This is a genomic window from Qiania dongpingensis, assembly GCF_014337195.1.
Lineage (GTDB): Bacteria > Bacillota > Clostridia > Lachnospirales > Lachnospiraceae > Lientehia > Lientehia dongpingensis.
Map to the genome: position 1 here is coordinate 3,060,375 of NZ_CP060634.1, position 24,458 is coordinate 3,084,832.

Sequence of the window (24,458 nt, forward strand, 5' to 3'; positions counted from 1 at the left end):
GCGGGATGAGGAAAGAAAACGAAAGTGGGAAAAGGCCGGCAAAAAAGAGAAGAAACCGACGCCGGACCTTGATCGTTCTCGGCACGGCGGCGGCGCTTGTTTTAGGCGTCATTCTGTTCGCGTGGACCACCAGGATAACGGAAGTGACGGTAACCGGCAGCAGCCGCTATACGGATGAGGAGCTGATCTCCATGATCTTCACGGAGGATAAGGACTGGAATACCATTTATGCGGTCTATCAGGACAAGTTCCGGGAGCATAAAGATATCCCGTTCATTGAGAAATACCATGTGAGCGTCACAGGCCTTCATTCTGCAAAGATCACGGTATATGAAAAAAGCCTGGCCGGCTGTATTGAATACATGGGGACGTACATGTATTTTGATAAGGACGGTATCATCGTTGAGAGCTCCGGTGAACGGACGCCGTCGGTGCCCCTTGTGACGGGACTCCGATTCGAAAGCATCGTCATGTATGAGAAGCTCACGGTGGAAGATGAGGGGATTTTTGGGGAAATCCTGAACCTGTCCCAGCTTTTGGAACGGTATGAGATCCAGGTGGACAAGCTGAGTTTTGACAATGCGGGAAATGTGGATATTTATGTGGGCGGCATCCGTGTGGTGCTGGGAAGCAATCAGTATATGGCTGAAAAAATTTCAGAATTCCACGATATGTATCCCCAGATATCCAGCCTGTCGGGGATTCTTTACCTCAATGAATACGCTCCTGACGCTTTAAATCCTTCGTACCCGTTCATCCAGAACTGAGAAAAATCAGAGGAGGGACGGGACTGGAAACATATGGGAATTCCGGAGAATCGAATGAGAAAATTAATGGATTTTTATGAAAGTAGTAGTTGATTATTTTGGAAAAATAACTTATGCTATAGGAAGTAATGACGCCAGCCGGCCGATGTCGGCTTTTCGAGTGATACATCAAGGGAGGAATATGTTTTGTTAGAGATCAAGATTAATGAGTCAGAGAGCTCAGCGAAAATTATTGTCATCGGTGTGGGCGGCGCTGGCAATAATGCTGTGAATCGTATGATTGATGAAAATATTTGCGGAGTGGAATTTATCGGTATCAATACGGATAAGCAGGCCTTGCAGCTGTGTAAGGCTCCCACTGCCATCCAGATCGGAGAGAAGCTGACCAAGGGCCTTGGCGCCGGCGCCAAGCCGGAAGTGGGCCAGAAAGCGGCTGAAGAGAGCGCTGAGGATATCTCCTCTGCCATCAAAGGCTCTGATATGGTCTTTGTGACCTGCGGCATGGGCGGCGGCACCGGTACCGGCGCGGCTCCTGTTGTAGCCGGGATTGCCAAGGAGATGGGGATTTTGACTGTCGGAGTGGTCACCAAGCCGTTTAAATTTGAAGGAAAAACACGTATGAACAACGCTTTGACGGGTATTGAGCATTTGAAGGAAAGCGTTGATACTTTGATTGTCATTCCCAATGATAAACTTTTGGAGATCGTAGACAGAAGGACCACGATGCCGGAAGCTTTGAAGCGCGCGGACGAGGTGCTTCAGCAGGCTGTCCAGGGCATCACGGACCTGATCAATGTGCCTGCACTGATCAATCTGGACTTTGCTGATATTCAGACAGTCATGATTGATAAAGGCATCGCTCATATCGGCATCGGCAAGGCCAAGGGTGATGACAAGGCGATCGAGGCGGTCAAAGAAGCCGTGTCCAGTCCCCTTCTGGAGACTACTATCGAGGGTGCGTCCCATGTTATTATCAATATCTCCGGGGATATCGGCCTGATGGAAGCAAACGAAGCGGCCAGCTACGTTCAGGAGCTTGCAGGAGACAATGCCAACATTATCTTCGGCGCTATGTATGACGATACCGTTCAGGATGAAGCGAGTATTACCGTTATTGCCACCGGGCTGGAAACCTTTGAATCAGAGATTCCCGTGTCACAGCCGGCATCCAGCTTCAGTTCTTATAAATCATCGGTGAAGCCCGCAGCGTCTGCCGTATCTCCTTCTGCACCGGTAAAACCGGCATCTGCAGGTGCTTCCATGCCGGAGAGAAGAAGTGTACCGGTGCGCCCTTCGACGACTGGATTCAGCGGCGGCGCTACATATAAAGCTCCGGAGAATAAGGGTATTACGATTCCCGATTTCCTGCAGAGAACAAAAAAATAAAAATTGAAAATAGCAGTTTCATATGAATATAAAAGGATATCTGAATAGATATCCTTTTTTTTGTTGCCATATTAAGTGATCATTCCTTTTAATTCAATAATAATGCAAATATTACGAAGGTTCGTTTGTACAAAATATAAATATTTGCTATTAATTTTTGAATTTCAACTAATAGAATCTAAGTTTTTGACATTGTATAATAAATGTATTAAAAAAATATGATAAAACAAAAAAAGTAAAAATAAGAAAAGAAATAATAGATTTTTTAAATATAATTAGCAACATATTTCGTGATTTGGCAAATGAATAAGTGTGCATGACGCACTTAAAATAAAAGGAGGATAAAAATATGAAGAAAGCAGCAGCCATGATGTTGGCACTAGCCATGATCTTGTCATTGACAGCCTGTGGAGGGGGGAAGAAAGAGACGGCGGCCGGAACTGAAACACAGAATGCGTATGGGCGGATTTTGGAACAGGGTTATATGACAGTGGGAATCGATCCTACGATCGAAAACATTATTTTTACAGAAGCGGGAGAAGAAGAGCCGGAAGGATTTATTGTAGATATTGTAAGAGGATTTGCGGCTGAGCTTGGAGTGGAAGTGAAATGGGAAATCTTAGAGTGGTCTGCAATGCTGACCGCTGTTAACACAGGAAAAGTTGATTTTATCGCAGCCAATATGAATATGCGCCTTGACCGGGAAGCGGAGATCGATTTTTCAGACCCCTGGCTGGTGGATTCAGCCATGGCTTGCGTGGCAAAGGATTCTGCTTATCAAAGCTTTGAAGATTTAAAAGTGCCTGGTACTAAATTTGGGATTGCTTCTGGTTCTGTCTATGAATCTATCATCAAAGAACAATTTCCGGAAGCCGAAATTGTGACGCTGCCTCTAGGAACCTGGCAGGAATCCCTGGCATCTGGCGTCATTGATGTTTCCCTTGACGACAGCATCGTATTTGCAGGTCCTATGTCTTCTAATTCCAATATCCGCCTGCTTCCAGACCGCGGAGACTCCTACTTATATGGATTTGCGTTTGCCAGCGGAGATAAATCGGTGGAAGTTTTTAATCTGTATCTTACAAAATTAAAGGCTTTTGGAAGTTATGCCGAACTGTACAAGAAATGGATGGGATTCGAATGGGAACCGAATACACTTGGAACAGCTTACTAAAAAAGCTGTGTCTTGGCAGGTGATCTACAATTAAGAAAGCTGGCGGGTGCATTTACAGCTCGCCAGCTTTTCGTAAAGGGGGATATCATGACATTTAACTGGAGTGTTATAGTCAAATATTGGCCAAGATTCTCAAACGGAGCATTGCTTACATTGAAATATGGAATTATTGCAATTATAGCTGCGACGATTTGGGGAGTGCTGATAGGAGCTGTCAGTTTTCGGAAACCTAAAGTATTTGGTCCTGTTGTCAAAGCCTATATCTGTTTTTTCCGGGAGACGCCGCTTTTAGTTCAAATTTATTTTTTGTTTTATGGCGTCTCAAGATATGTTTCTGTTTCGGCAGGAGTGATAGGAATTGTAGCGCTGGTACTTAATGACGGGGCGTTTATTGCTGAAATCATACGGGGAGGACTCCAAAGTATTGATGTTGGGCAAAGTGAAGCCGCATATGCTTTGGGATTTAATAAATTTCAGACAATGATTTATTTTTTAATCCCTCAGGCCTGGAAAAAGGTGATTGATTCAGTGATCAATATGTTTTCCATTATTATCAAAGATACATCTATGCTGATGTGGATTACCATATGTGAATTGACCTATCAATGTAATCAGATCAACAATTACTCTTTTAATCCGATTACTTCATATTTGGTTGGAGGCGCTATTTATCTGATCTTTTTCATGGCGGTACAAGGAATAAGAAAGCTTGTCTATTTATGGAACGGCAATAAGACGGCAGGTACAAAGAAAAGAGGTGTTAATTTCATATGACATTGGAAGACCGTTATAATATCGTGATCAAAACTATATTGGGACAAGGAATGCCGATGACTCTGAAGCTGATTTTTATGTCTTTATTCTTTTCTTTATTGATCGGTGTGGTCTTGGGTACGATTCGAAGCTTGAAAATTCCAGTGGTTGATCAGCTGTTAGGAATATATGCTTTGATCTGCAGAGGGATTCCTACAATAATGATCTTGTTGTTTTTTTACGCCTATCTTACAAAAGGAACACAGTTTTGGATTTCGGTATTATCCATTTCTCTTGTGGAAGGCGCCTATATGATGGAGGTAGTGAAGGGAGGCTTTTTGTCCGTTGATAAGGGGCAGTGGGAGGCTGCCAAATCTTTATCTCTGCCAATGCTTGTGACAATCATACGGATTATCCTTCCTCAAGTATTATTGGTGACGATTCCTGCTTTGATGGGTCAGATCGTTATGTTGGTTAAAGGAACTTCAGTGGCGGCAACGATAGGCTGCATGGACATTTTGAGAAGAGCCCAGCTTTTACTGCCCAAATTTTCTTATCCATTGGAGATATATGCTTATGTATTGATTATTTTCTTTATTATGTGCCATTTTTTAACCTGGTTGGGAAAGAAGCTTGAAAGGACCGTTGTTAAACGGATTATGGGTGATAGACATGTCTGAGAATAAGGAAACTGTAATTTCTTTACAAAATATAATAAAGAAATTTGGAGATTTAACGGTCTTGGATGATATGAGCCTGGATGTGTATGAACATGAAGTGGTCGTTCTCTGCGGGCCGTCTGGGGGCGGCAAAAGTACGCTGTTGAGAACGATAAACGGATTGGAAAAAATAAACGGAGGGAAAATCTATTACCGCGGGACAGAGGTCAGCAGCAAAAATATAAAACAGATCCGCAAACATATTGGAATGGTCTTCCAGCAATTTAATCTGTTTGATAATTTGACGGTGAAAAACAATCTGCTGATCGCGCCGGTAAAGACTCAGAAAAAGAATAAAGAAAAAATGCTTGAAAAAGCTATGGAATATTTAGAGATTTTTGGAATAGCAGATAAATTGGATGCTTATCCTCATCAATTATCTGGAGGACAAAAGCAGAGGGTGGCGATTGTCCGATCTTTAATGATGGAACCAGATTTGATGCTGTTTGATGAACCTACGTCTGCTCTTGATCCGGAAATGATCAAGGAGGTATTGGACGCGATGCGCCGGTTATCCAGTATGGGAATGACTATGGTCATTGTTACTCATGAAATGGGATTTGCAAGAGAAGTCGCCTCCAGAGTCTGCTTTTTAGAAGGAGCAAAGATCCGAGTAAATAAAGACACGAAATCTTTCTTTGAACATACAGAAGACGATCGGCTGCAGCAATTTTTATCTGTGATCTTACATCATTAAGGAAAGAAGGATACATATGAATAAGGGGTTATTGCGTTCAGCCTGGGCAGAGATTGATAAGAATCGTCTGATTGACAATATCCAGGCGGTACAGAATCGGGTTGGGGACAGGAAATTAATTGGGGTGGTCAAGGCTAATGCATATGGGCACGGCGCGGTGATCGTCGCTAAGGCATACCAGGAATGCGGAGTTGATATGTTGGCAGTCGCCACCTTGGAAGAAGCAAATGAATTGCGGAATGCCGGCTTTACATGCCGGATTATGATGATGGGACTGATACCGCTGGAGCTGGTAGGAAAAGCGGTGGAAATAGAGGTAATGCCGCTCATATCAACAATGGAGTGCGCGGCCGAATTTTCGAAGCAGGCCCAAAACCAAAGAAAGACGATTGAGTTGGTGATCGCGGTTGATACCGGAATGGGGAGAATTGGATTTTTGCCGGAAAAGAAAAGTATTTCTGTAATAGCGGAAATAAAGAAACTGCCTAATATAAAAATGATGGGAATCATGACTCATTTTTCTTCCGCCGATATGGAGGATCTGTCTTATACATACAGGCAAAAAGAAAAGTTTGATAATTTCTATCAGCGCCTGCTGGAAGCAGGCATCAAAATTCCCATGCGAACAGCCGCGAACAGTCCGTCAATTTTGAGGCTTCCAAGTGTATTTTATGAAGCGGTAAGGCCGGGGACGGTCATATGGGGATGCTATCCGGCATGTGTGAAAGATCACGATACAGTAAAAGTAAGATCGGTGATGTCCATAAAATGCAGGGTAATCTATCTGAAAACAGTTGCGGCTGGAGAAGCGATCAGCTATGGGAGAAAATATATAACGAGAAGGGACAGCGTTATCGCTACACTGCCTGTGGGGTATGCGGATGGTTATACCAGAAGCCTTTTGGGAAAAGCGCGCGTGCTGATCCATGGGGAATACGCGCCTGTGCTGGGGACTATTTGCATGGATCAGATCATGGCAGACGTAACCGACATTCCGGGTGTCAGGATTGGCGATGAGGCAGTGCTTTTGGGAAGACAAGGAGATAAAGAAATCCCAATAGAAGAGCTGGAACAAGCTTCTGGTTTATGTTCTGGGGAGTTGTTCCATGGTTTTACCTGCAGGCTACCAATAGTAGAGGTGTAAAATTTATCAGCCTAATATTATAAATGAGGAGATATTTAATATGAATCGTATATCAAAGACAGGAAAATGTATTGAGCGGTCATCAATCCGTATTTTTTTAGAAAAGCAGAATAAGATTGCGGAAAAATGCGGGGATATGATTTCTTTTACCATTGGAGAGCCTGATTTTCAGACGCCGTCTAATATTGTGGAGGCTGCTATACAAGCTCTTTCAGAAGGAAAAACGAAATATGCGCCGAACACGGGGATACCTGAGCTGAGAAAAGCTGTTTCGGAGGATCTGGAAAAGACTCATGGCGTCCATTATGACGCGGAAAAAGAAATCGTCATAACGCCGAGCGGCATGGATACTCTTCGATTGATATGCATGGCTGTTTTGGATGACGGCGAAGAAATGATAGTCAATGATCCCTGCTGGGCGAATCATCCGAATCATTCTAAGATAGCCCATGGAAGACCTGTGCTGGTCCCTGTCCATGAAAAAGATAATTTTTTTTATAATTTGGAGGAATTGGAAGGATTTGTTACAAAAAAAACAAAAGCTATTTTGCTCAATTCACCAAATAATCCTACTGGAGCCGTCATGTCGAAAGAGGCCTTGACAAAGTTCTGTTCATTTTGTAAAAAACACGATTTGATCGTGATCTCAGATGAGGTTTATCATAACATTATCTTCGACGGACTGAAATTTTATAGTCCTGCAATGATCCGGGGGATGAAAGAAAGAGTCGTTATTTCCCAGTCTTTTTCTAAAACTTATGCAATGACCGGCTGGCGTTTGGGCTATGCGGCAGGCCCCGCCGATATTATTGAGGCCATCGGAAGACTTAATGAAAACTCAATTTCCTGTGTTAATACATTTGTACAATGGGCCGGTATTGAAGCGCTTAAGGGAACAAGGAGATATATTGATGAAATGATCCGGGAGTTTGAAAAACGAAGAAATATTGTTTACGAAGGGATCAATTCCATCGATGGTATTTCCTGCACAAAACCTCAGGGTGCATTTTACGCTTTTGTTAATATCAAGAACACTGGCCTTAGCTCTGAAGAATTTGCACTGAGATTACTTGAAGAGAAACATGTAGGGATGGTTCCCGGGACCGGCTTCGGAGCGTCGGGCGAGGGGTTTGTACGATTGTCCTATGCAACCTCTGCCGAAAATATCATAGAAGGAATTTGCAGAATACGGGAATTTGTTGAAGAACAAAAATAAAATGACTGCGTACCACATGAAGAAGTAAATAAAAAACAAGGATTTTTAAATAAGCGGAAAGGAAGAGGTTAATGCCAATTACAGTGAAGGAAATTATGCAGCTTCCTGAGTTCCGGAATTTTACATTAATAGCAGGACGTAATGGAGAACGGAAAGAGGTTACAAATATTGGAATTTTAGATTATGAATATGCGAATGAAGACCCCAAGCTTGAAAAAATGTGGGCCTTTGGAGAAAATTCGTTTGTTATTGCCAGTATGCTTTTCGCGAAAGATCATCCTGAGAGGATCCTTCCTTGTATCAAAGGACTGGTAAGAGATAAGGTGGCAGCGTTGGCGATCAAGACGATCTATTATAATACGCTGCCGAAAGAAGCTCTTGATTATGCCAATGAATGGGATTTGCCGATTTACACTTTTGGGAGAGATGACGCTTATTTCCAGGATATCGCGATTCTGATCAAGGAAAAAATGGCGGAGAAGGATGATACGGAACTTTTGGAACAGAAGCTGAGCCTTTTTTTAAATGGGAATTTGAGTATGGCGAATCGTCGGGAAATGCTCCAGGAGATTTTTTATCATCTGGATTATAAGAACTATTTAGCAGTCTATTGTAATGCAAAGGGCATAGCGTGGACGCTTTACTATGCGAAAAATTTGAAAAAGCTTCAAGGGCGATTGGACTCCCGGGATTCCATATTTCGGTATCAGAATGGGTACCTGATCATTTTGGACATGGCGGAACCATGCCGATCAGGCGATACGGGAACGGTCGTATTACGAGTTCTTTCCCTTAGACAAGAAGACTATTTTATCGGAATAGGGAATCTTCATAATTCTATGGACGATATGAACTTGGCTATTCAGGAGGCCCTTTACGCCAGCCAATATTCCCGATTTACGGATGGAAGGCCAGTCTGTTTTTCTAAAATAGGAATTTATCAAATTTTACTTCCTTATTGCAGAAATCATTGGATGGAACAATACTGCCGCAGTATTCTCGACCCGATTTTAGAATTTGACCGACAGTATGACGGCGAGCTGTTTCAGACAGCAGAGCTTTATGTGAAATTTGACGGGGATGTAGAAGTGGTGGGAAGAAAGCTCCATCTGCATAAAAATACCATTCGTTACCGCATGAACCGAGTCCGTGATATCATAGGGGCCAATGACAGATTCTATGAGCAATTGCTGATCGCGTTTTGGACATGGGAGATACAAAAGGACATGTCGCAGAAAAATTTGTAAACTGTTTTAAAAATCTAGTCCATTCGCTTCTGCTCCTCCAAGGTGGTGCGCGATTTGTGCAATAAACCGGCAGACTGGTTCCTAGAAACAAATGTCCTGCAGTGGGATAATAATGTCATCGAAAGGGCGCATGTCCCGACAACATACAGGAGGAATCGGATATGTATATGGATAATAGTTTTGAACAGATACGTAAGTTTGACCCGGAAATTGCCGGATATACGGAGCAGGAGGAAAAAAGGCAGCTGGAGACGCTCTGTCTTATCGCGTCGGAAAATTATGCTTCTCCTGTAACAGTTGGAATGGAGGGAACCGTTTGGGCGAATAAAAATGCGGAAGGATATCCGGGGAGGCGTTTTGCCGGAGGCTGTGAGATCGCCGACCAGGTGGAACTTCTGGCCATCAAGCGCTGTAAGGAGCTGTTTGGCTGCGAATATGTAAACATCCAGAGTATGAGCTCGACACTTTCCAACGTGGCAGTCCTGCGGGCTATCTTAAAACCCGGGGATACGATTTTGTCCATGGAACTCAACCAGGGCGGTCATTTGAGCCATGGGGCTCGCTTCCACTACAGCGGAAAGACCTATAATGTCATACAGTATGGACTCAACAGGGAGACGGAGACCATTGATATGGAGCAGGTAGAACGCCTGGCAAAGGAACATAAGCCTCAGCTGATCATCTGTGGTACTTCTTCTTATCCCAGAAAAGTAGATTATGAGAGATTTGGAGAGATAGCAAAGGAAGTGGGGGCGTACATGATGGCCGATATCGCTCATCCGGTCGGGCTGATCGCGGCAGGCGTGATACCGTCGCCTGTGCCCTACGCCGACGTGGTGACCACCTCCACCCATAAGACATTCAGGGGGCCCAGGGGATGCGGTGTCATCATGTGTAAGGAAGTCTTGGGAAAGAAAATCGATCAGCAGATCTTCCCCGGTCTTCAAGGGGCGCCGAAAATGGATATGATCGCTTCCAGAGCAGTTCTTTTTAAAGAGTGTATGACAGAGGAATATCGGAATTATCAGAACCAGGTGCTGAAAAACGCGGAGGCTTTGGCGGATGAGTTGAAAAAATGCGGACTGCGGTTGGTTTCCGGAGGGACGGAGACCCATCTGGTGCTCGTGGATATACGAGAGCTGATCCCTACGGGGCGGGAAGCGGAAGATGTATTGGGAAGCGTGGGTATCGTGGTCAATAAAAACATGATTCCCTATGATCCTCAGAGCGCAAACCTGGCCAGCGGCATTCGGATCGGAAGCCCGGCCCTCACCACGAGAGGGTTTAAGGAAGAAGACATGAGGGAAACCGCAAGGCTTTTAGCGAAAGCACTGAAGCATTATGAAAATAAAGAGATTCTTGAAGAGGTCCGAAAAGCCGTCAAGGAAAAGGCGGTGAAATATCCGATGTTCGCGGAGGAATGGAATCCCTGCGATTAAAAGCGGCAGTCAGACTATTTTGAATTCCCATAGAAGAAAACGGCGGGGACATATTTGGCCCCTGCCGTTTTCTGATTCCATCCAGGCGGTTTTTTCCAACTGACATGGATAAACCTTAATTTTTCCATGTCAGATTCCAACAAAAATCCGCATGATATGCGATTTTTGCGTTCCTGCGTCCGGGAAAATTCTGCTAACGCCTCTGCGGCGCTCGCCTTACGATGGAATCGGATCGTTCCTCCTGCTCCTCTTTCCACACCGGGATAAGGCTTCTGCCGGTGTCTTGGTATAGACTTTACAGGAATGATTGCAAAAAGTATTTGGTTGTATACCTAAGGCACCCTTTAATACATGCCCTCCGGGCGGGCGCACTTCGTGCGTCAAAGTATTACTTTATGACCCAGTTTATTTTTGTTAGAATAGAGATGTATTTATAGTAAAACGAGGTGATTTCATGGGAAAGATACAAAAGCTGGATTGGGGAATGATTGAGTGGCTCTATGAGCCGGAAGAAGGATTCATGGATAACATGAGAGTGGGGATCAGTACTATGCTTCCAGGTACTGTACAGCCGAGACATATTCACTGCGGGGATGAGCAGCTGATGTATGTCATCAGCGGGCACGGAAGGCAGCGGATAGGAGAAGAAGAAAGCGTTCTTGAGAAAGGATGCATCTATCACATTTCCACCGGGATGGCCCATGAATCCATAAACGATGGAGAAGAACCGATTGTCAAGCTGCTGATTTCCATACCGGCCCTGACCGCGGTGCCGAAGGTGCGGATGAATGAGGCAGAGCGGGTCAGGAAGCAGGAGAGCATAGACAAACAAGAGTTTTTAAGGGATACGGTAAAAGAGCTATTCCGGAGCATGCTCGCACCTCTTAAAATGCCTCTTGCCATTTTTGATTCGGAACGGAAGCTGGTTTATAAGAGTAAAGATTATCCGGAGTACTGTAAGAATATCTGCCGTATTGATGAGGATTTGGAGAATTGTCCGCTCATTCAGAAAAAAAATTTTTGGGTTCCGCCTTATTATGAAGGGGCTTCTGCTTATGTCTGTGAGCACGGTCTTTGGGTTTATGCGCTTCCCATCGTGGCAGACGGAGAATTTTTGGGATATATCAAAGCAGGGCATGTCCGCACCGGAGAGAGAAAAGGAGAAGCAGTGGAAGGGCTTCCCTATAATGTGCCGGACAGTACGGTGACCGGTATCGTTCAGATCATACATAAACTGTCGGAAGCAATCTGCAATCATTTTCAGCTGTGCCAGATGCAGGTGGCGCTCCAGCATAATGTGAGAGTGCTGTCTGACCGGAAAAAAGAGGAGGAAATGCTTCAGGAGTCTTTAAAGACCACCCAGGATCAGGCGTTTAACCTGCAGATCAACCAGCATTTTCTGTTCAACACACTGAATACAATCGCGGGACTTGCGGTGAAAGAGGAGGCGATACAGACCTATCAGGCGGTGGGAGATCTGTCTCAGCTTCTGCGTTATACGCTGCGAACGAGCAGTTACTTTGTGACATTGGGAGAGGAAATCGAATATCTGAAAAATTATACAAATCTTCAAAGACTGCGATTTGGAAAGCGGCTGGAGGTAGAGTATATGATTTCATCCCTGCTTCTTCAGGAAAAGGTTCCTTTTAATTTTTTACAGCCTGTGGCGGAAAACAGTTTTAAGCATGGATTTAAAAACCAAAAAGGAAAAATGAAACTTTCCATCCGGGCGGAACGGGAGGACAATCGGATCAAACTGACGGTCATGGATAATGGAGAGGGGATAGAAACCGCAGCACTCAAAGCTCTGCGGGAAAAAATCGAGAGCGGATGTGCCGAACATGGCACGGCCATGGTGGTGCGGAAGCTGGAATCCCTGTATGGAAGCAGCTTCGGGTATCAGGTGGACTCTTCGGAAGAAGGGACTGCCGTAGTCATCCATATTCCCATAGAAGAGAGGAGGGGCGCTGATGAAACGGGTTTTACTGGCTGATGATGAAAGTGCTCCCAGCGAGATCATCCGGTATTTTATCCGGAAGAACAACCTGCCTTTGGAGGTGGTCGGCGAGACGAAGGATGGAGATGCGACGGTCAAAGCTATATACCGGCTTCGGCCGGACATCGTGTTTTTGGATATTGAGATGCCAGGCATGAATGGCCTACAGGTTATGGAGAAGGTAAACCGGGAATACTCTGGGAACGTGAACTTTATTGTCATCACGGCTTTTGATTCCTTTGCCTATGTCCAGCAGGCATTGAGGATGAACGCAAAGGATTTTCTGCTTAAACCGGTCATGTACGAGCAGTTCTGCGAAACCATGAAACGCGTGGTCGGATATAAATATTCCGACAATCCTTCTTTTAATCAGTTGCTGGAGTTCATAGATGTTCATTACGCGGAGGATATCCGTCTGGCTGACTGTGCGAAGGCGCTGTCCATGAGCGAAAGTAATGTGGCGCGTTTTTTTAAGAAATATTTGGACACTAATTTTACAGCTTATTACAACGAGGTGAGGATGAGAAAGGCCAGAGAATTTCTGGAGCAGGGATATTCCATCAAAGAGGCGGCTGATATGGCGGGTTACAACAATCTGAACTATTTTTACCGAATATTTAAAAATCAATATGATATGACGCCGAAGGAGTATATAGAACACGGCCTTTAGGGACATTCACAGCCTTGAGAGTATCGGAAGATACTTTCAGGGTTTTTTAATTTCATTGGAAAGTGCTCCTTGGTGCGAAAAGAGTCGATGAAAAATGCCGTCTGGCTCCTTCCTTTTGACAGATTCTGCAGAAAGAAACCACTATAATAGAGCCTGTGAAAATTAAATTATACATAGACGTGCTGTTTGCAGTAAATGTTTGGATGAATGCAGGACTACTGTTATTTACGGGGATGTGGTTCAAATACAGAAAAAAAGGGCTGAAGCTACTTTTAGGAGCGGCGGCAGGGGGAATCTGGTCCTGTTTGCTTGTACTTCTTCCGCCTTTTCCAAGATGGGCGGAGCTTCTGATCACCTATGGATTGATCGGCCCCTTCATGTGCAGGGTAGCATTTGGACTAAAGGGATGGCGTATATTGGGAAAAGCTTCTGCCGGACTGGCTGTGGTTTCCATATTTACGGGAGGTTTCCTGAATCAGCTCTATTACCATACGGGAATGGGATATGTCGTGAGGGAGCTTCTGATAGGCAGAGAAGCCTATGGTGGGAGCCTGCTGGTGCTTTTTTTTCTGGGAGGGTTTGCTTTTCTCATTGGAAAGGAGGTTCTTGCCTTTGCGGGGAACCTGCGCAGGGAGAGGACCGGGCTTTGCCGGGTGACGCTTTGCCGTAAGGAGAAAAGGGTGGAAGTTACAGCTCTTGTGGATACCGGAAACCGGCTGTATGAGCCGACGACCGGGCTGCCGGTTTCCATTGGAGAGGAAGAGCTCCTGCGGCCATTGTTCCCGGAACCGGAGGAAGAGAGCGGTTTTTTTTTAATCCCCTACAGTTCCATCGGAGGGAGCGGATTCCTGAAAGGAAAGCTTTTGGATGCCCTGGTCGTGGGAGGGCCAGAAAGAGCTTCCGGGCACCGGATAGAAGGACCGGTCATGGTGGCCCTCAAGGAAGGAAGCGTATCCCAGGATGGAAGCTATCAGTTGATTCTGCACGGCGATTTCGCCGGATTTACAGCGTGTGAAAGGAAGAGGAGGAAGAGTCATGGTCATCAAAGTATCGGTTCCCAGCAGGTTTCAACTGAAAATCATCTCCAGCATGAGGAGCCTTTTATTTTCGAAAAAGAACGAGGTTCACTACATAGGGGGAAGCGATGTGCTTCCGGCCCCGCTTTCACCGGAATCGGAAGCAATGATGATCGCGAGGCTGGGGACAGAGGAGGAGAAGGAAGCGAAAGCAGCCCTGATAGAGCACAATTTGAGGCTGGTTGTCTATATTGCAAAAAAATTTGACAATACCGGTGTCGGAGTCGAGGATTTAATATCCATAGGGACCATTGGCCTCATTAAAGCCATCAATACGTTCAACCGAGGCAAGAACATTAAGCTGGCGACCTATGCCTCCAGATGTATCGAAAATGAGATTCTGATGTACCTGCGGAGAAACAGTAAGACCAGACTGGAAATTTCCATTGACGAACCTCTGAATGTAGACTGGGACGGCAACGAATTGCTTTTGTCTGATATCTTGGGAACAGAAGAGGACGTAATCTCAAAAGGGATTGAAGACGAGGTGGAGAAATCACTTTTGAACCTGGCCATAGAAAAGCTCAATGAAAGAGAGCGAAAGATTGTCTCTCTCCGATTCGGGCTCAACACGGTCGATGGAAATGAGATGACTCAGAAAGAAGTGGCCGACCTGCTGGGCATATCCCAATCCTATATTTCCCGGTTGGAAAAGAAGATTATCCACCAGTTAAAAAAAGAAATTGTACGATTTGAATAAATGTGGTATAATCGTAAAGGCATTTTGTGCTTGGTGGGAATTGGAAATTTTCGGTTGACTCAGGAGGAAGCAGTTCAATATGAAAACACATGCAATATGGAAAAGGACGGCGGCGTGTGTCGCAGCGATTTGTATGGTACTCAGCATGGCAGCCTGCGGCTCCAAGGATGGAAATAGTATTGGAAGCGGCAGAGAAGTATATCAGGAATATGTCATCGGGATTATGGATGCCAACTATCTGGGGCAGTATGATAAGTATATAGAGATCACGGGCTCCGATCAGGAACAGGCTCAGAATATCTATGAAGCGAATACACAGGATTTTGCGGTGGCCATTGAAGAGGCTCTTTCCATCAAGGCCGATGTGGTCAGCATATCCTTGACAGAGCGGCTTGTACAGGTGGCTAAGACCATTTATGGCCAGGTGAAGTATAAAGCGGTGGATGTGGTCCGGAACGGAGATATCTATACGGTCACGGTGGAGATAGAACCGGTGGATTTCTTTGGAACGGTGAAGCAGCCTTTTCAGTCAGCAGTTGACAGCTTTAATAACCGGGCAAAAAACGGAGAATTCGATGAATACAGCGACACAGAATATGAAGAAGCATATGGTGAGGCTGTCACGGAGGCTCTGGAAAAAAGTGTATCAACTGTGACCTATGGAACAAAGATCACTGTGGATGTAACACTGGATTATGATAAAGAAAATAATCTGTATGTAATAAGTGATGAGCAGATGGAAGCTTTGGACGGAAAAGTCGTGAATATGTCCAGATGATGACAGAAAAGGAGAACCAGACGGGCGGCAAAAGATCAGCTGTCCGTCTGATTTTTTGTTTTTTATAAATTTGGGTACTGCAGTTCAGCAAACTGAATTTTATTTTGAAGGTCTTGCTTTTTCTTGAACAAATTACCATCAAACGATATTTTTACAACCGCATATTTTATTTTGGTCCCAGTAAACTGCACTACGTATTCTTTTTCTTTTTGCAGATTCTCAAGCAAAATTGTAAAAGTATCGTCACTGACGTTTTCATCCCATATTTTGCTCCATAAAATTTCATCAGAATTTCTGTCCTTTATCTCTACTCTGCCTCTTTCGCCGTCCATTTGATAAGAAACTTCTGCATCTAAAGTCTCAACATCCTCGGACACACAAAACAGGAGTCCATTTTCAAACGGATCGGAATTACTGTAATGTGCGTCCATTTCCATTTCAAGAACCGTTTTTTCAGTATTTCCAATCCCGAATCTGCTTGATTGACTATCATTTGTTCTTGAACACGCTGTCAGGCTGACAGCACTGATCATACCAACTAAAAAAATAATCATTTTATTTGTGTGAAACATGTCCTTACCTCCGTTACAAAATTCCATTTGCTAAACTTATTTTATCAGAATACACGAATGGCTTTTACCAGTACCCAATATGCCTTTTCACCTAAGGCAAGCTTCCGTCTGTTATAAAAAACCGTTGGAGCGGCGACTACCCAAGATAATTCCAAAAGCCTTGATAAATCAACGTTTTCCGGTTTGTCAAGGCCTTTTTGCCCCCTTTCTATTTCCTTTTTTTTACGATAAAGTAACAGTATAAATCCAGGAAAAACCGTGCATCATTCTATATAGAATGATGATGCGGAGGTAAAGGTATGGCTGTATACAAGGTAGAAATCTGCGGGGTCAATACTTCCCAGCTTCCTCTTCTTAAAGCAGAAGAGAAGGAGGAGTTGTTCAAGAGGATCAAGGCAGGTGATAAGGAGGCCAGGGAACGTTACATTAAGGGGAATCTGAGACTTGTTCTCAGCGTCATTCAACGTTTTTCCGGTAATAATGAGAACATTGACGACCTGTTTCAGATTGGCTGTATTGGGCTCATGAAAGCAATCGATAATTTCAATCCGGATATGATGGTGAAATTCTCAACCTATGCGGTCCCGATGATCGTGGGCGAGGTACGCCGTTACCTCCGGGATTCTGGCAGCTCCATCCGGGTGAGCCGTTCGCTGAGGGATACAGCATATAAAGCGATTTACGCCAGAGAGGCATTGATGAAAAAAAATTCCAAGGAGCCAACGATCATGGAGATCGCTGAAGAGGTGGGAATGAGCCGGGAAGAAGTGGTATATGCTCTGGATGCCATCCAAAGCCCGGTAAGCCTTTATGAGCCGATCTACACAGACGGAGGCGATACTCTCTATGTCATGGACCAGATCAGTGATAAAAAAAACAAAGAAGAAAAATGGGTGGAACAAATTTCCTTAAATGAAGCGCTGAACCGACTTCCGGAGAGGGAACGCCATATCATTGAACTGAGATTCTATGAAGGAAAAACACAGATGGAAGTAGCCAAAGAAATCGCCATTTCCCAGGCACAGGTCAGCCGTCTGGAAAAGAATGCACTGCGTATCATGAGGAATTATCTGAGTTCCTGAGGCATGGAGGTTTTTCCGCGTTTGTTTTTGGGAAACCTTCCCGCCATATGGTTAGTCTCACTGTTCAGAAAGCTGGCACGCTTGATGGAGTCTTCACCGAATTTTTTTCGGATTTCATCGATGGCGGAGTCCAGCTTTTCCATTTTGTCGAATTTTCCGGAATCAAACAGATTATACTGCCGATAAGAGTCTTCTGTGATATGGCTGGTCTGGACACCGAGCAGGCGAATGGGCGTGCCGTCCCACATTTCGCTGAAAAGAGAGAGGACGGCAGAAAAGACCTCGCCGGTCACATTGGTGGTCACGGGCAGAATTCGCTGGTGAGTGTGACTTACAAACTCACAGTCTGTGATCCTGACGGAAACACAGGACGCGCGAAGGCCGTCATGGCGCAGCCTTGTACATACGGTTTCACAGAGGGAGAGCAGGATATTTTTAGCCTCGCCGGCAGATTCCACATCATGGGGGAGGGTAGTCGAATTACCTACCTCTTTGCCTTTGGAGGCCGGAGAGAGCAGCTGCCCGTCGTCCAGGCCATGGGCGTAACGGAAAAGAGTTTCTCCATGCTTTTTCAGATGAGCTTTTATGGTGACAGGATTGCTGACTGCCAGATCCCCAATGGTGTGAATGCCAAGCTTTCTTAAAGTGGCCTCGGCAGAGCGGCCCACCATATACAACTCCCGAATGTCAAGAGGCCACATTTTTTCTGCTATCTCTTCCGGAAACAAAGTGTGGACTTTGTCCGGCTTTTCAAAATCGCTGGCCATCTTAGCGAGCAGCCTGTTTTTAGAAATGCCGATATTGACCGTGAAACCCAGCTCTTCTTTAATAGTCTGACGGATGGACTCGGCAGCGGATACGGGACTGTCATACAGAAGTCCGGTTCCGGTCATATCCATGAAAGCCTCGTCAATGGAAAACGGTTCCACCAGTGGAGAATAACGTTTGAGGATATCCAGAAATGCACGGGAATTCGTATCGTACAGCTCGAAATCCGGAGGAATCAGTTTTAAATCCGGACATTTTTTTAAGGCAGAAGCTACTGGTTCACCGGTTCGGACACCGCAGGCCCTGGCCAGGGGAGATTTGGCCAGGATGATACCGTGACGCTTTTCCCGGTCGCCGCCTATGGCAGAAGCAATAAGACGCAGATCCTGAGTATTTCCGTTCTTCAACTCACGGACAGCGGTCCAGCTTAAATACGCGGAGTTGACGTCAATATGAAAATAGAGAGGCGTATTCATGATCGCAGACAGCTCCTTTCCAAGTCCTCAGCGTTTGCCCCCTGTATAATGACGCTGTGGAAACAGTATACCACAAACAAAAAAGAAAATCAAACATATGTTCTGCGCAGCGCCTAAAAATTCTTGTGCAAATAGAGCTCCTATGGTATGATAGAGACCATCGGAGGATTCGGATTTATGGGAAAAGCACTTTACATTGCGGAAAAACCCAGCGTGGCCCAGGAGTTTGCGAAAGCGCTGAAGGTCAGCGCCAAACGGGGAGACGGCTATCTGGAATCAGAAGAAGCTGTGGTCACATGGTGCGTAGGGCATCTGGTCACGATGAGTTATCCGGAAGAATATGACATAAAATACAAACGGTGGAGCCTGGAAACTCTGCCGTTTATTCCTGATACTTTCAAATATGAGGTGATTGGGAACGTAAAAAAACAGTTTCAGATCGTTAAGGGTCTCCTGAACCGGAAGGATGTGGATACGATTTATGTCTGTACCGACTCCGGGCGGGAAGGCGAGTATATCTACCGTCTGGTGGAGCAGATGGCCGGCGTACACGGAAAGACAAGGCGGCGGGTCTGGATCGACTCCCAGACGGAAGAAGAGATACGAAAGGGGATCCAGACGGCAAAGGATCTGAGCGAATATGACAATCTGGCCGCGTCTGCGTATTTGCGGGCAAAGGAAGATTATCTCATGGGAATCAATTTTTCCCGTCTGCTGACTTTGAAATACGGGAATGTGATTTCCAATTGTATGAGATCAGACCGGACGGTGGTCAGTGTGGGCCGTGTGATGACCTGTGTGCTGGGGATGACGGTACGCAGGGAAAGGGAGATCAGAAGCTTTGTCAAGACTCCGTTCTTTCGTGTCCTGGCCTCAGTGTCCTGTGACGGCAAGGCATTTGATGCAGAATGGCGTGCGGTGGAGGGAAGCCGGTATTTTGCCTCTCCCTTTCTGTATAAGGACAATGGATTCCTGGAACGGGAAAAGGCGGAAGAGCTGATCGCACATCTGAGTGAAGAACAGCCGGTTACGGCTACTCTTCTTTCCATGGAAAAAAAGAAGGAAAAAAAGAACCCTCCTTTATTATATAATTTGGCAGAACTCCAAAATACCTGTTCCAGGCGTTTTAAGCTGAGTCCGGACGAAACGCTTAAGGTAGTGCAGGAGCTTTATGAGAAAAAACTGGTGACATATCCCAGGACGGATGCCCGTGTGCTGTCTACGGCCGTCGCAAAGGAAATACATAAAAATATCCGGGGGCTCCAGTCCATACCGGGAGTGGCGGGATTTGCGGAGCATATTCTGGAGACCGGAAGCTATAAAGGGATTGCCCGGACAAGATACGTGAACGACAAGCAGATCACGGACCATTACGCGATCATCCCCACAGGACAAGGCATCGGAGGGCTGAGGAGTATGCCGGCCGTATCGGTGAAGGTATATGAGGCCATCGTACGGAGATTTCTCAGTGTGTTTTATCCAGCCGCTATCTATCAGAAATTCGGATTGGAACTTGTCATACGGGAAGAGCATTTTTTTGCTAATTTCCGGGTGCTTTTGGAGAAAGGATACCTTGAGGTGACTGGATATCCCCAGAGTACAAAATCAAAGGAAGAAAAGAAAGAAAATGCGGATTCTTCCGGACAGGAGGAATCAGGAGATGAGGGAGCCGGGAAAAAAGACGGGGATGTACAGGAAGCAGATATCAATGATCCGGAGTTTTTGGAAGCGGTGAAAAAACTCACGAAAGGAAATGAGCTCCCGGTGGAAAAGCTGACCGTCAAGGAAGGGGAGACCTCGCCGCCGAAAAGATATACATCAGGCACCATGATTCTGGCCATGGAAAATGCAGGACAGCTGATCGAGGATGAAGAACTGCGAGCTCAGATAAAAGGAAGTGGAATCGGAACCAGTGCGACCAGGGCTGAGATATTAAAGAAGCTGGTGAACAATAAGTATCTTTCTTTAAATAAAAAGACGCAGGTGATCACGCCGACTCTATTGGGAGAGGTGATTCACGATACCGTTTATATGTCCATCCGTCCTCTTCTAAATCCGGATTTGACTGCCAGCTGGGAAAAGGGCCTGACTTATGTGGCCGACGGCGATATAACTGAAGAGGCATATATGGAGAAGCTCAAGGATTTCGTGACCAGAAGGACGGAAAATGTGATGCGGCTCAATAACAGTGTCATGGTGAGGGATTGCTACAGCCGGATTGAGGGATACTATAAAAAAGAGAACAGCGGAAGCGGCCGAAGCAGGGACGGGCGGACGCAAGGACGGAAAAAGTCCGAGCCTAAAGCAACAAAGGCAAAATAAGAAAGTGTGGATGACAATGTGGGAAAAATGTATGGAATTATACAGAAAATATGAAGAGATAATCAATTACCTCATCGTAGGAGTCCTTACGACGGTAGTGAGCCTTGCCATATATTATGGATGCGTATTTACATTTCTGAATCCGGAAAACGGCCTGCAGCTCCAAGCGGCCAATGTGCTGTCCTGGATCGGCGCGGTGGCATTTGCCTATGTGACCAACCGGCGCTTTGTCTTTAAGAGCCAGAATGAGAATAAAGCTTCCGAAGCGGCACGTTTTGTTACCTCCAGGCTGACGACTCTTTTGATGGATATGGCCGTCATGTATATCCTGGTCACGCTTCTTCATGGCAATGATAAGATTGCGAAGCTGGTGAGTCAGGTGGTGGTCATGATAGGAAATTATGTGTTCAGCAAGCTGTTTGTATTCCAGAAGAAATGATGCAGTACGGCAGAGGGGAGAACAGATGGATTATCGAAGGCTTTTTGAGGAGAAGAACAGGCTGACCTATGATGCGGGGGACGAAGAACGGCAGGCTGCCATGGAGCAGGGGATACGGCGGGCAGTGGAGGGCCAGGAGAATCTGCGGCCAAGAATCCATGATATGATGAAAAAGTCCTTTGTATCCTGCAGCGAGGCGGACAGGACCCTGACTCTGGCCTATGAGGTGGAGGAGTGGGAGTTAAACGCCGGGGGCACCATGCATGGCGGAATGATCGCCGCTGCCATGGATACCACCTGCGGTATGACCGCCCGCTATTTGAGCGGCAGTCTGAACGCTGCCACGGTTTCCTTGACGGTCAGCTATCTGCGGCCGGTCCCGGCCGGCGGACGGCTCCTTGTGACGGCGAAGGCCGTGCGGATAGGACGGAGTCTTGCGAATCTGACTGCGGAAGCGGTCAATTCAAGAAACGGGAAGACAGCGGCCCTTGCAACGGCGGTATTCCGGATTCGGAAATAAGTATTTTACAAAATGGATTTATGTGGTATGATAGAAAAATATTGGAGATACTGTAAAAGAATAAGATACGGTATTATCAAAATTACGAATCAGCAGGAGGCTTTTATGGAAAACGAGACAAAAAACTTTATCGAGCAGATAATTGATAAGGATTTGGCAGATGGTTATTATGACCACGTGCAGACGAGATTTCCACCGGAGCCGAACGGCTACCTTCATATCGGACATGCCAAATCAATTCTTTTGAACTATGGCCTGGCAAAGAAATACAATGGGAAATTCAATCTTCGTTTTGACGATACCAATCCTACAAAGGAAAAAAGTGAATTTGTAGAATCCATAAAAGAGGACGTAGCATGGCTGGGGGCGGACTGGGAAGACCGTCTTTTATTTGCTTCGGACTATTTTGACATCATGTATGAATGTGCTGTAAAACTGATCAAAAAAGGGAAAGCTTTCGTTTGTGATCTGACAGCGGATCAGATTCGGGAATACAGGGGAACGTTGACGGAGCCGGGCAAGGACAGCCCGTATCGAAACAGGACAGAAGAAGAGAACCTGGAGCTGTTTGAGAACATGAAGAACGGCCTTTATGCCGATGGGGAAAAAGTGCTCCGTGCCAAGATCGATATGGCTTCTCCCAATATCAACATGCGTGATCCTGTTATTTACCGGGTGGCACATATGAGTCATCACAATACAGGAGATAAATGGTGTATTTATCCCATGTATGATTTTGCCCATCCGATCGAAGATGCAGTGGAGCGTATCACCCATTCCATCTGTACGCTGGAATTTGAGGATCACAGACCCTTATACGACTGGGTGGTGAGGGAGTGTGAATTTGACCATCCGCCCAAGCAGATTGAATTTGCGAAGCTGTATTTGAAAAATGTTGTAACCGGCAAGCGCTATATCAAAAAGCTGGTGGAAGATGGAATCGTAGATGGCTGGGATGATCCGAGGCTTGTATCTATCAGCGGCTTGAGAAGACGCGGATATACACCTGAGTCCATCCGCAGATTTGTGGAAATGGCAGGAGTGTCCAAGAGCAACAGCGTGTGTGAGATGCCCATGCTGGAGTATTGTATCCGGGAGGACCTGAAATTAAAGAAAGCAAGGATGATGGCGGTGCTGCATCCTCTGAAGCTCATCATAGACAACTACCCGGAGGACCAGGTAGAATATATGGAGGTTCAGAACAATCAGGAGAACCCTGAACTGGGGGTGAGGACTGTGCCCTTTTGCAGGGAGCTTTATATTGAGCGGGAAGATTTTATGGAAGTACCGGTGAAGAAATATTTCCGCCTGTTCCCCGGCAATGAGGTCCGGCTGATGAACGGATATTTTGTAACGTGTACCGATGTGATCAAGGATGAAGAAGGAAACGTCACTGAGGTTCACTGTACCTATGATCCGGAGACGAGGAGCGGCAGCGGTTTCACAGGAAGAAAAGTGAAGGGCACGATCCACTGGGTATCTGCCCGGCACGCGGTGAAAGCGGAGGTCCGGCTTTACGAAAATATTGTGGATGAAGAAAAGGGTGTTTATAATGAAGAGGATGGCAGTCTGAACCTGAATCCCAATTCTTTGGTAGTGCTTAAGGACTGCTATTTGGAGCCGGGACTTGCGGAGGCAGAGGCTCCGGAGAGCTTCCAGTTCGTGAGAAACGGATATTTCTGTGTTGACAGCAAAGATTCAGAGCCGGGACATCTGGTATTCAACCGGATCGTATCCTTAAAGAGTTCTTTTAAAATTGAAAAGTGAGAACTTATCGATAGAATAAAGGTATGCCGCAGGACACCAGGTGTTTTGCGGCATGTTTCGCATAAAGGAGGAGGCCTGCCATGAAGAGGCAGAAAAGTGCCTGGTATTTTTCCCTTAAACTTCAGTTAAGCCCCGGCAGAAATTCCGGACCGTCACGATTTCGGTTCGCTGGCGATGCAGGGGCCGTTTTATCCCCGCTCCGGGAGTACCGCTTACATGTCGACGGAAAATCTTTATGATTTCCCATCTCCGGTTCGCTCAGAAACGGAATCGGTATTTTTCGTTTCTGCCTCCCTCCGCCTGGGGAACACCGGCCTCTGCTCTGCAGCGCTCACCTTTAGGCCGGCCCGGAATCCTTCTGCCGGTGCCTTGCCCGCCGCACTGTACTGGACAAGTTTCATTTCTTAGATTCCAGAAAAGGATTGGATATCCACACGGCCCGCGCGTACCGCAGCGGGCCACAGTGTCCGCTCCAATGCTTTTCAAAACATGCGGAAGTTTATCTCGGTGCGGCAGGAGGAGCAGGAGGAACGATTCGATTCCATCGTAAGGGGAGCGCTGCAAAGACGTTAGCAGGATCTTCCCGGCCGTAGGGAGGCAAAAATCGCATATCATGCGGATTTTTGTTGGAATCTGACATGGAAAAATATTGATTTATCCATGTCAGTTGGAAAGGACCGACTGGAGGCCGTAAAGATGCTGGTTACGGCTGCCAGCGAGCCGCCTGGATGGAATTGGATTTCCTCCTGT

At 45.9% G+C, this 24,458-nt stretch carries 22 protein-coding genes and 1 pseudogene; 20 read left to right on the top strand and 3 right to left on the bottom strand.

What is annotated here, in order from left to right; all coding sequences use genetic code 11:
• The first annotated feature begins 5 nt into the window (after positions 1-5).
• The 15 genes and pseudogenes from H9Q78_RS14345 (at position 6) to H9Q78_RS14415 (ending at position 15,762) form a co-directional block, all read left to right on the top strand.
• Positions 6-767 (top strand): cell division protein FtsQ/DivIB, encoded by a 762-nt coding sequence (locus H9Q78_RS14345; protein WP_249302712.1) that lies wholly within the window; start codon positions 6-8, stop codon positions 765-767.
• Between the two features lie 186 nt (positions 768-953).
• On the top strand, positions 954-2,153 hold the full coding sequence (ftsZ, locus tag H9Q78_RS14350; RefSeq protein ID WP_249302714.1) for a cell division protein FtsZ: 1,200 nt from the start codon (positions 954-956) through the stop codon (positions 2,151-2,153).
• A 349-nt stretch (positions 2,154-2,502) separates the two neighbouring features.
• Entirely contained in the window at positions 2,503-3,327 is an 825-nt protein-coding gene (locus H9Q78_RS14355; RefSeq protein ID WP_147595647.1) for a substrate-binding periplasmic protein, read from the top strand.
• A gap of 87 nt (positions 3,328-3,414) precedes the next feature.
• Positions 3,415-4,101, top strand: coding sequence for an amino acid ABC transporter permease (locus H9Q78_RS14360; protein WP_249302716.1), 687 nt, complete (start codon positions 3,415-3,417; stop codon positions 4,099-4,101).
• Complete coding sequence (locus H9Q78_RS14365) at positions 4,098-4,760, top strand: amino acid ABC transporter permease (protein WP_147595649.1); 663 nt, start codon at positions 4,098-4,100, stop codon at positions 4,758-4,760. Before H9Q78_RS14360 ends, H9Q78_RS14365 begins: the two co-directional genes overlap by 4 nt.
• Entirely contained in the window at positions 4,753-5,496 is a 744-nt protein-coding gene (locus H9Q78_RS14370; protein WP_147595650.1) for an amino acid ABC transporter ATP-binding protein, read from the top strand. The genes H9Q78_RS14365 and H9Q78_RS14370 overlap by 8 nt, the downstream gene beginning before the upstream one ends.
• A gap of 16 nt (positions 5,497-5,512) precedes the next feature.
• On the top strand, positions 5,513-6,640 hold the full coding sequence (gene alr, locus H9Q78_RS14375) for an alanine racemase (RefSeq protein ID WP_147595651.1): 1,128 nt from the start codon (positions 5,513-5,515) through the stop codon (positions 6,638-6,640).
• A 40-nt stretch (positions 6,641-6,680) separates the two neighbouring features.
• Complete coding sequence (locus H9Q78_RS14380; RefSeq protein WP_249302717.1) at positions 6,681-7,856, top strand: pyridoxal phosphate-dependent aminotransferase; 1,176 nt, start codon at positions 6,681-6,683, stop codon at positions 7,854-7,856.
• A gap of 71 nt (positions 7,857-7,927) precedes the next feature.
• Entirely contained in the window at positions 7,928-9,103 is a 1,176-nt protein-coding gene (locus H9Q78_RS14385; protein WP_249302719.1) for a PucR family transcriptional regulator, read from the top strand.
• Between the two features lie 161 nt (positions 9,104-9,264).
• Positions 9,265-10,542 (top strand): serine hydroxymethyltransferase, encoded by a 1,278-nt coding sequence (locus H9Q78_RS14390; protein WP_330595195.1) that lies wholly within the window; start codon positions 9,265-9,267, stop codon positions 10,540-10,542.
• A 454-nt stretch (positions 10,543-10,996) separates the two neighbouring features.
• Positions 10,997-12,535 carry a histidine kinase gene (locus tag H9Q78_RS14395; RefSeq protein ID WP_249302724.1) on the top strand — a complete coding sequence of 513 codons (1,539 nt, stop codon included), beginning with the start codon at positions 10,997-10,999 and terminating at the stop codon, positions 12,533-12,535.
• Complete coding sequence (locus tag H9Q78_RS14400; protein WP_249302727.1) at positions 12,513-13,208, top strand: response regulator transcription factor; 696 nt, start codon at positions 12,513-12,515, stop codon at positions 13,206-13,208. The genes H9Q78_RS14395 and H9Q78_RS14400 overlap by 23 nt, the downstream gene beginning before the upstream one ends.
• 179 nt (positions 13,209-13,387) lie before the next feature.
• Positions 13,388-14,185: pseudogene (locus H9Q78_RS14405) on the top strand (sigma-E processing peptidase SpoIIGA); the annotation flags it as partial.
• Positions 14,186-14,243: 58 nt separating this feature from the next.
• Complete coding sequence (gene sigE, locus H9Q78_RS14410) at positions 14,244-14,984, top strand: RNA polymerase sporulation sigma factor SigE (RefSeq protein ID WP_231061216.1); 741 nt, start codon at positions 14,244-14,246, stop codon at positions 14,982-14,984.
• A gap of 79 nt (positions 14,985-15,063) precedes the next feature.
• The gene (locus H9Q78_RS14415) at positions 15,064-15,762 is read left to right on the top strand and encodes a hypothetical protein (RefSeq protein ID WP_249302729.1); all 699 of its coding nucleotides are present in this window, start codon (positions 15,064-15,066) and stop codon (positions 15,760-15,762) included.
• 62 nt (positions 15,763-15,824) lie between these two features.
• Here H9Q78_RS14415 and H9Q78_RS14420 read toward each other — a convergent pair whose 3' ends face one another.
• Complete coding sequence (locus H9Q78_RS14420; protein ID WP_249302731.1) at positions 15,825-16,334, bottom strand: DUF4624 family lipoprotein; 510 nt, start codon at positions 16,332-16,334, stop codon at positions 15,825-15,827.
• Between the two features lie 299 nt (positions 16,335-16,633).
• On the opposite strand from H9Q78_RS14420, the gene sigG reads away from it, so the two are divergent.
• A complete protein-coding gene (sigG, locus tag H9Q78_RS14425; RefSeq protein ID WP_147595660.1) occupies positions 16,634-17,416 on the top strand; it encodes an RNA polymerase sporulation sigma factor SigG in 783 nt (260 codons plus the stop codon).
• Here the strand turns inward: sigG and H9Q78_RS14430 are convergent.
• Complete coding sequence (locus H9Q78_RS14430) at positions 17,401-18,660, bottom strand: Y-family DNA polymerase (RefSeq protein WP_249302733.1); 1,260 nt, start codon at positions 18,658-18,660, stop codon at positions 17,401-17,403. The two genes, sigG and H9Q78_RS14430, sit on opposite strands and share 16 nt — an antisense overlap.
• Positions 18,661-18,837: 177 nt before the next feature.
• On the opposite strand from H9Q78_RS14430, the gene H9Q78_RS14435 reads away from it, so the two are divergent.
• The 4 genes from H9Q78_RS14435 to H9Q78_RS14450 all read left to right on the top strand — a co-directional run bounded on the left by H9Q78_RS14435 (position 18,838) and on the right by H9Q78_RS14450 (position 23,708).
• On the top strand, positions 18,838-20,982 hold the full coding sequence (locus H9Q78_RS14435) for a DNA topoisomerase (RefSeq protein ID WP_249302735.1): 2,145 nt from the start codon (positions 18,838-18,840) through the stop codon (positions 20,980-20,982).
• Between the two features lie 31 nt (positions 20,983-21,013).
• Positions 21,014-21,421: a GtrA family protein gene (locus H9Q78_RS14440; RefSeq protein WP_249302737.1), complete on the top strand. Its 408-nt coding sequence runs from the start codon at positions 21,014-21,016 to the stop codon at positions 21,419-21,421.
• A 25-nt stretch (positions 21,422-21,446) separates the two neighbouring features.
• The gene (locus H9Q78_RS14445) at positions 21,447-21,941 is read left to right on the top strand and encodes a PaaI family thioesterase (protein ID WP_249302739.1); all 495 of its coding nucleotides are present in this window, start codon (positions 21,447-21,449) and stop codon (positions 21,939-21,941) included.
• A 105-nt stretch (positions 21,942-22,046) separates the two neighbouring features.
• The gene (locus H9Q78_RS14450; RefSeq protein WP_249302741.1) at positions 22,047-23,708 is read left to right on the top strand and encodes a glutamine--tRNA ligase/YqeY domain fusion protein; all 1,662 of its coding nucleotides are present in this window, start codon (positions 22,047-22,049) and stop codon (positions 23,706-23,708) included.
• A 233-nt stretch (positions 23,709-23,941) separates the two neighbouring features.
• Here H9Q78_RS14450 and H9Q78_RS14455 read toward each other — a convergent pair whose 3' ends face one another.
• On the bottom strand, positions 23,942-24,109 hold the full coding sequence (locus H9Q78_RS14455) for a hypothetical protein (RefSeq protein WP_249302743.1): 168 nt from the start codon (positions 24,107-24,109) through the stop codon (positions 23,942-23,944).
• Positions 24,110-24,458 lie beyond the last annotated feature (349 nt).